The following is a 7,660-nucleotide window of genomic DNA, read 5'->3' as shown; positions in this document are numbered from 1 at the left end:
CGACGAGCACGGCACCAGGCTCGTTGTCGAAGACCGGGGCCTTCCCCTTGATCACCTCGCCGCCTACGGCGCCGGCGACCAGATCCACGTCGAAGACCTCGCCGCCCACCTCGCAGGACGCGACCGGTGCAACCCACGCCAACGGTGGGAGGAACTGCGGAACGGATACGAGCGGCTCGCAGTCGAAGTGCTTCGAGGCCGGTGAAGGCCGCTCCGCTGCGTAAAGTCCGTCGCCATGCGCGAGGCGTGAACCTTCGGTCGATTAGTCACGATCGCTCTCCGCGGGACGATCGCTTTGTGGAACGACGTCATGCTCAGAGCCGCGAGCATCTCCTGCACTGAATTCGTTCCGCGTCCTGTCGGACAGGCCTGCGGTCGCCCTGATCACGTCACAGGTCCATTCGGGCGGGTTCAGCAGGTCGTGGGATGCCACTGCATGACTGCTTTCCTACACGGATGCTTGCCCTATCCGGGGACGGACGTCAGCGGATCAGGTACACGTTCAGAGGGGCGGGAGCATCAACTTGTATCGCCTCCGACTCGAAGGCGTCGAGTCGCAGGCCCGCCCGGCGTCAACTCGCCAGGGCTCGGGCGCCGGGCAGGCTCTCACGCACCACCTGGTCGGGGCTCCTGGTGTCACCGAAGAGGTGGGCTTCGTGCTCGACGACCAGAGCGCCGTCGAAGCCGGAAGCCCTCAGCGTGTCGACCATGTCGAGGAAGTCGATCTCGCCCCTGCCTTGTGCGAGGAAGGCAAAGTCGGTCGGTTCACCGCGGGCGTCCTTGATTGCGGCGATCACGGTGTGGGGGCCGAGCCTGAGTGCGGCGTCGTGGACGTCGTGTGTGGTGACCTGCAGGTGGGAGGGATCGAAGCTGACCTTCAGCCCGGGCACCGCCTCGAGGATGGCCAATGTCTGGTCGGTGGTCGAGACCAGTTGGTTGACGATGGGCTCGAGCGCGACGACGACGCCGGTGCCGTCCGCCGCGTCAACGATCTCGCGCAGGGACGCGACGAACGCGTGGAGGTTCCCAGGCTCGCTCGCGACGCCAAGACCTGTGCCGAGGTCGGGTTGATCGCCGGGGATAACGTGCACGACCGGGGCTCGGACGTCGGAGGCCAGCTGGATGCAGCCGACGGTCCAGTCGATTGCCTCGCGACGTTCGTCGTCGTTCATGGACGCCAGCCCGGGCCGGTGCGCAGCGATGGAGGAGATCGCCCCGGTGGCCCTGAGCTGCTGGCGGACGTCGATGGGCGTGTCGGGTCCGACGTGTGGTGCGGCCCACGGAAGGGTCTCGGCGTTGAGCTCGACGGCGTCGTACCCGGCGTAGAGCAGCGCTTGGACGGCGTCGAGCACCGGCAGCTCGTGCAGGGTGGCGGTGTGGAACGAGGTGCGCATGCAGGGTCCTTACTCGTACGTGGGGACGGGCTCGGCGGCGTCGGTTAGGGGCAGCGAGACCCAGCCGTGCTCCCGGACCGAGCGGTACGCGGCCGTGACGACTTCCTGGGCCCGCACGCCGTCGTGGATGGTGGGGCGCGAGAGGGTGTCGTGGCCGGCCACTGCGGCGGCGAAAGCCGTCCACTCCGCGTCGTAGGGGTTCCCGCGCGTCGGGCTCACGCTGACCCAGGCACCCGGGGTGTAGTCCAGCCACCAGGCGGAGGGCCACTCCGCATTCGCGAGCGGCTCGGGTAGTTCTGAGGCGGGGAGCTGGCTGGAGAAGGCCATGGGCACGGACTGGAAGGGGTTGCGGGTCTCGGTGGAGAGGTGGATGGTGCCGACCGGGCCGTACAGGTCGGTGGCGTTCGAGACCTGCGGCGAGAACCGGTCGGAGCTGATCACGCCGGTCGCGCCGTTGTCGAACCGCAGGAGCAGGAACACGTTGTCGTCGGCGGCGTGCGGGATCGTCCGGTGGTCGACGGTGGCGCAGACCTCAACGATGTCCCCGACCAGGTGACGAGCGAGGTCGATGCGGTGGATGGCCAGGTCGAGGATCGACGCGCCACCGGACTGGGCCAGGTCGTACCGGTAGCCGGTAGCCGAGGGGTAGACCGCGTAGGACTCGGAGTACACGGACCGGAAGGACAGGACGTCCCCCACCATTCCTGCCTCCAAGCCCTGCTTGGCCAGCTGGACCGGCTCGCGGTAGCGCTGGTTAAAACCGGTCTGCGTGACGACACCCGCCTCATCGCAGGCGGCCTCGATCGCGCGGGCGTCCTCGAGGTTGTGAGCGACCGGCTTTTCGGTGAAGACGTGAAGACCACGCGCTGCGGCCTTCGCGACAATGTCGAGGTGCAGGTGGTTGGGAGCAGCGACGAGGACGGCGTCGAGATCGGCCTCGGCGATCATCTGGGTGTAGTTGGGGTACGCCGTGGCCTCGTACTCGTCGGCGAGCTGGTTGACGCGGCCGGCATCAGGGTCGGCGAGCGCGACGGCGCGGACACCGGGGACTCGGGTGATGGCGGGAAGGTGCGAGAGCCGGACGATGGCGCCTGCACCGGCGACTCCGATGCGGAGCTCGCGCTGCTTGGACATGGGGTTCCTCACGGGTGGGTGGGTGTGGAGAAGTACGGGGCAGGCGCCTACTTGATGACGCCGATCTTTCCGCGCTCGAGCGAGACGAAGACCGCAGCGGCCAGGACGACGCCCTTGACGATCTGTTGGGCGGCGTCACCGACCCCCATCAGCACCAGTCCGTTCGAGAGCATGGAGATGATGACGGCACCGACGAGGGTTCCGCTGATGCGTCCCAGTCCGCCGGTCAGCGGGGTGCCGCCGATGACGACGGCGGCGATGACGTCGAGCTCGAACCCGGTCGCCGCGGTCGGCGAGCCCGTCCCCAAACGCGAGGCCAGGACGACTCCACCGACCCCCGCCATCAGGCCGGAGAAGGCGAAGACTGCGACCTTCAGCCGGCGTGATGGCACCCCGGCCAGCGTGGCGACGCGCTCGTTGCCGCCGATCGCCCTGACCCGCCGACCGAACAACGTGTACTGGAACAAGATCACGGCGGCCAGGGTGACGACGGCACCGGCGACCAGGATCCACGGCATCAGGCCGAGATTGCCCAGGATGCCGTCGAAGGGCAGCGGTCGTGCCGCGCCGTCGCTGATCACAAGGGTGAGGCCACGTGCGGCCTGCAGCATGCCGAGGGTGACGATGAAGGAGGGAATCTTGCCGTACGCGAACACGAAGCCGTTCACCAGGCCGGCCAGCACGCCGACGGCGAGGGCGGCCGCGATGCCCAGGACTTGGTTGTCCTCGGCCATGGTGGCGGTGACCACCCCGGTGAGCGCCACCACCGAGCCGACGGACAGGTCGATGGACCCCGACACGATCACGAAGGTGAGGCCGTAGGCGACGATGGCCAGCACGACGGTCTGCTGCAGGACGACCAGCAGGTTGGACGACGAGTAGAAGTTGGCACCGTTGTTGAGGGAGAAGAAGACGAACAGGATGATCAGCGCGGCGAACGGGACCAGCTGCTGCAACTTGAACCTCTGCTGCAGCCGCTGAGCCGCGGTGGGGGCCGCCGAACGCGCCTCGGGGGCTCGAGTGGTGCTCACAGCATTGCTCCGATCAGTTCGTGTTCGGTCGGGAGCGGACGCTCCTCGATGGCCGAGACCGCACCGCGACGCATGATCAGGACGCGGTCGGCAAGACGGAGCAGCTCGGGGAGCTCGTCGGAGACGACGATCAACGCCTTGCCCTGGTCCCGTGCCGCGTCCAACAGTCGATAGATGTCGCCCTTGGCGCCGACGTCCACGCCTCGGGTGGGGTTGTTCAGGACCAGGACGGGCACGTCTCTGTGCATCAAGCGACCCAGCAGCACCTTCTGGCGGTTGCCGCCGGAGAGCTGACCGACTCGGGTACCGGGTCCCTCGGCCTTGATCGACAGGAGCGCGATCTGCTCGTTCGCACCTGCCGCCCCGGCCCGAGGTGGGACGAAGCCCCAGGTGCTGTACCGGTCCAGGCTCCCCAGGGCGATGTTCTCGGCGATGGAGGCGCCCAGGAGCAGTCCCTCCTCGTCGCGGTCCTTCGGCAGGTAGGCGATACCAGCCCCGATGCGGTCGGGCAGGTCGAACCCGGTGACGTCCTCGCCGTTAAGCGTGATGGTTCCGCCGTGGGTCCGGACGACACCGGCGAGCGCTCGTGCGACCGAGTCGGCCCCACAGCCGACCAGACCGCCGATGCCGACGATCTCGCCGGCCCTGAGGTCGAGGGAGAACGCGTCGCACCCGGGCACCTGCAGCTCGTCGACGGCCAGGACGACCTCGCCGGATCGACGTGTGCCCTCGTGCAGGACGTCCTCCAGGGCCCGGCCCACCATGGCGTGGGCGATCTCCTCCTCGGACGTCTCGGCCACGCGTTGCGATCGCACGAGGTCGCCGTCCTTGAGGACGGTCACGTCGGTGCAGTGGCGCACGATCTCGTCGAGGCGGTGCGTGACGAACACGACCGCCCCGCCTCGCTCGGCGAAGGACGCGATCCGGTCGAAGAGCACGATCGCTCCGTCTCGCGACAGCACGTTCGACGTCTCGTCGACGAGCAGCACACGTGGCTGGGCGGCCAGGGCGCGGGCGAGCTCGATCATCTTCTTGTGCTCGATGACCAGTGACCCGCACAGGGTCGACATGTCCAGGTCGAGGTCGACCAGGCCCAGCGCCTTGGCCGCCAGCCTGTCGCGCTTGCGGCCGTTGATGAAGCCGGCCGACGTGTACTCGGACTCGCGTCCGAGCAGGACGTTCTCGGCCACGGTGAGGGTGGGGGACAGCAGGGTCTCCTGGGGGATGAGCGCGACCCCCTTGGACAGCGCGTCGAACGGGCCTGCGGGCTCGTACGACGCGCCGCCCAGGGTGAATCGACCTGCGTCGAGACGCACCGAACCGGTGAGCGAGCCGAGCAGGGTGGACTTGCCGGCACCGTTCTCCCCGGCCAGGCCGAGGACCTGCCCTGGGTCCAGGGTGATGGTCGTAGCCTGGTCCCATCTCAGAGCGCGCACGGCGTCGTAGGACTTTCTCAGTCCTCGCATCTCGAACAGGTGGGGCATGATCAGTTCAGCGTGATCTCGTAGTCGGCCGTCGCGTCGGGGTTGTCGGCCCGGCTGAGCTTGGTGAAGTCGTAGTCCGGCGGGTTGTCGATGAACTTGGACTTGAACTCCGCGACGTTCGACTTGTCGACCTTGAGCAGGTCCAGCTTGACCACGCCCTCGGCGGGCTTGGTGCCCTTGATCTGGTCGTAGAGGATGACCAGGCCGAACCCACCCTGCAGCCAGTGGCCGCCGAAGCTGACGGTGTAGTCGCCGGACTCGATCGCGGTGATGGCCTGCGGGGTGAGGTCCATGCCACCGAAGTCGAGGTCGCCCTCACGTCCCGCGTTCTTGGCGGCCTTGATGGCGCCCATGCACAGGTTGTCGTTGAAGCACCAGACGGCGTTGACGCTGCCCTTGGGATTGGCCTGCAGGAGGTTCTCGGTGGTCGACAGACCCTTCTCCTCGCTGTCCCCGGCGGCCTGGAACTGCACCAGGTCGGCGCCGGCAGCAGAGATGCCGGCCTCGAGCCCGCTCTTGCGGCCCTCCGCCACCGAGTTGCCCGGCGTGCCACCCAGGGCCAGGAACTTGTCTCCCCCGGCCTCGGCGAGAGCCTCGGCAATGCCCTGTCCCGCCTGCTCGTCGTTGGGTCCGAGGAAGGCGACGTAGTCGGCGTCCTTCTCCGTCCCGGGGTCGTACCCGGGATAGCGGTCGGTGACCACCACGGGGATATCGGCCCGTGCGGCAGCGCGGAGGAGGGTGGGCGCGATCGAGGTGGACTGCGGGGTGATGATCAGTCCGTCCACGCCCTGGCTGATGAGGTTCTGCACGTCCGAGAGCTGCTTCTGCTCGTTCTCGTCGGCCGAGACGGCGTTGACCGTGATGCCCAGCTGGTCGGCGCCGTCGTCGATGAAGTCGTTGTAGGCCTTCCAGAACGGGCTGTTCGCGGTCGGGTAGGAGATGCCGATCGTGAGATCGTCGGTCTCTCCGCCGCCGGAGCCACCCGAGCTGCTCGAGCCGCCTGACCCACAGGCGGTGAGCAGTCCGACGGACAGGAGGGCCGCCGCGGCGACACGTACCGGTCGGGGAATACGCATGGTTGTGACCTCTGTTTCAGCGCAGGCCTGAATGACGACCGGTGTGGCCGCCTGCCAGGGATGTGGGTGTTCACCAGGTGGTGCTGACCGGTTCCAGCGGTTGCGGGACCGGGGGACTGGGTGGGGCGGTGGGCCTACACCGCAAGGGGTCGAGGAACTGCCGTCATCTGATGCCGCCGTCCTCGATCCACGGGTCTGAGTCGGGGTGCCTGTCGACGGGGCCGCCCATGTTGGCGGTGATCTGCCTCGCGGTCCTGAGCACTTCGCCGGCCAGCTTGCTCAGGTCTCCGATCGACACTCGCTGGGTGGGTGTCGACATGCCCACACAACCGACGACCGTGCCCTCGAGACCGAAGATGGGCGCAGCGACGCAGCGCGCACCAGGGTTGTACTCCTCGTCGTCGACCGCGAACCCACGCGATCGGATGAGCTCGAGATCACGATCGAGCGAGGCACGATCCGTGTGCGTGCGGTAAGTGAAGCTCTCGAAAGGCTCGCTGAGCCACTCGTCGGCCATGGCGTCGTCGACGTGGGCCAGGATCGACTTCCCGGTCGCCGTCGCATGCAGCGGCGGGCGAGCTCCGACCTCGGTGGCGATGCTGACGCGGAACGGCGCGCGCCGCTGCAGGATGTAGACGACCCCAGAACGCGTGACCTGCGACAGGTGGACCGACTCCCCCGTCCTCTCCAGCAGCTGCGCACATGGCTGCTCCCCGACGGAGCGGAGGTCGAGCTGGCGCAGGAGCGAGCCGGCGAGGCCCACGACGTGAGCCGTCGCCCGGTAGCGACGACTGTCGACCTGCTGGGTGACGTACCCCCGGGCGATCAGCACCTTCAGCAGGCGGTGCAGATTGCCCTTGTCCATGCCCAGCAGGACGGCCAGCTCGGTCACCCCGGCGCCGTCGGGTCGTTCGACCAGACACTCGATGATGTCCAGCCCCGACTCCAAGGTGCCGCCACGCGTACGGCTCTCGTCAGTTGCCACGCTCACACCGTAGGGAGAGATTGCCGTAGCGTCAAGGGCGTTGTCGCACTCCCCCCACGGCTGAGAAGCGCCACGGATCCGGGCCAGATCGACGGCGATGGCCCGACTTGACGTTCGTCAACGTCCCAACGGCGCCCATCTGGTAGTCACATCGGCAACCCTGTTGTAGCGTTCGACCCATGAACGACATCGTGGATGAGCGCGTCGCCCGGGCTTCGGCGATCAGCGCCGCCGGGGGCATCGAGGCGGCCCTGGAAGGCTCGACGCTGCCCGAGTCACTGCACCTCACCTTGTCCGAGGCCGTGGTGCTCGGCCTGTTGCGCCAGGGGGTGAGTCGCTTCGTCGGCATCTTCGGCCACGGCTCGACCGACCTGGGAGAGGTCCTGCGGGTCTACCAGGACGCGGGCCTGGTCCGTACCTACGCGGTGCGCAACGAGGTCGAGGCCGCCCACGCCGCCACGGCGTTGCGGTGGGCCACCGGAGAGAAGGCCGCCGTGTTCACGTCCATCGGGCCCGGGGCGCTGCAGGCGCTCGCAGGCAGCCTGGCGGCGGCCAG

Annotated in this window: 8 protein-coding genes; 2 read left to right on the top strand and 6 right to left on the bottom strand. The window is 68.2% G+C overall.

Going from position 1 to position 7,660, the window contains the following annotated elements; translation table 11 throughout:
* Positions 1–205: SRPBCC family protein (locus ACI6PP_RS22370; protein WP_476712951.1), on the top strand; the 205-nt coding region annotated here is incomplete at its 5' end.
* A gap of 367 nt (positions 206–572) precedes the next feature.
* On the opposite strand, the gene ACI6PP_RS22365 is transcribed toward ACI6PP_RS22370, so the two are convergent.
* From ACI6PP_RS22365 to ACI6PP_RS22340, 6 genes are all read right to left on the bottom strand, one after another.
* Positions 573–1,394 carry a sugar phosphate isomerase/epimerase family protein gene (locus tag ACI6PP_RS22365; protein ID WP_421113940.1) on the bottom strand — a complete coding sequence of 274 codons (822 nt, stop codon included), beginning with the start codon at positions 1,392–1,394 and terminating at the stop codon, positions 573–575.
* A gap of 9 nt (positions 1,395–1,403) precedes the next feature.
* Positions 1,404–2,528, bottom strand: coding sequence for a Gfo/Idh/MocA family protein (locus ACI6PP_RS22360; protein ID WP_421113939.1), 1,125 nt, complete (start codon positions 2,526–2,528; stop codon positions 1,404–1,406).
* Positions 2,529–2,575: 47 nt separating this feature from the next.
* Positions 2,576–3,559 carry an ABC transporter permease gene (locus tag ACI6PP_RS22355; protein ID WP_421113938.1) on the bottom strand — a complete coding sequence of 328 codons (984 nt, stop codon included), beginning with the start codon at positions 3,557–3,559 and terminating at the stop codon, positions 2,576–2,578.
* Positions 3,556–5,043: a sugar ABC transporter ATP-binding protein gene (locus ACI6PP_RS22350; protein ID WP_421113937.1), complete on the bottom strand. Its 1,488-nt coding sequence runs from the start codon at positions 5,041–5,043 to the stop codon at positions 3,556–3,558. Before ACI6PP_RS22350 ends, ACI6PP_RS22355 begins: the two co-directional genes overlap by 4 nt.
* Before the next feature lie 2 nt (positions 5,044–5,045).
* Positions 5,046–6,119, bottom strand: a complete 1,074-nt coding sequence (locus ACI6PP_RS22345) for a substrate-binding domain-containing protein (RefSeq protein ID WP_421113936.1) — start codon at positions 6,117–6,119, stop codon at positions 5,046–5,048.
* A 163-nt stretch (positions 6,120–6,282) separates the two neighbouring features.
* The gene (locus ACI6PP_RS22340; protein WP_421113935.1) at positions 6,283–7,104 is read right to left on the bottom strand and encodes an IclR family transcriptional regulator; all 822 of its coding nucleotides are present in this window, start codon (positions 7,102–7,104) and stop codon (positions 6,283–6,285) included.
* A gap of 179 nt (positions 7,105–7,283) precedes the next feature.
* On the opposite strand from ACI6PP_RS22340, the gene ACI6PP_RS22335 reads away from it, so the two are divergent.
* The coding region (locus ACI6PP_RS22335; protein WP_421113934.1) for a thiamine pyrophosphate-binding protein at positions 7,284–7,660 on the top strand (377 nt) is incomplete at its 3' end.

The organism is Solicola agrisoli (assembly GCF_049059935.1).
Lineage (GTDB): Bacteria > Actinomycetota > Actinomycetes > Propionibacteriales > Nocardioidaceae > JAURVT01.
This window is presented reverse-complemented; position numbering and strand designations above follow the sequence as displayed.

What these genes read in the sequence shown, in the direction of transcription:
- ACI6PP_RS22365 (WP_421113940.1), bottom strand. Translation starts at nt 1,394, where the DNA reads ATGCGCACCTCGTTCCACACCGCCACCCTGCACGAGCTGCCGGTGCTC.
- ACI6PP_RS22360 (WP_421113939.1), bottom strand. Translation starts at nt 2,528, where the DNA reads ATGTCCAAGCAGCGCGAGCTCCGCATCGGAGTCGCCGGTGCAGGCGCC.
- ACI6PP_RS22350 (WP_421113937.1), bottom strand. Translation starts at nt 5,043, where the DNA reads ATGCCCCACCTGTTCGAGATGCGAGGACTGAGAAAGTCCTACGACGCC.
- ACI6PP_RS22345 (WP_421113936.1), bottom strand. Translation starts at nt 6,119, where the DNA reads ATGCGTATTCCCCGACCGGTACGTGTCGCCGCGGCGGCCCTCCTGTCC.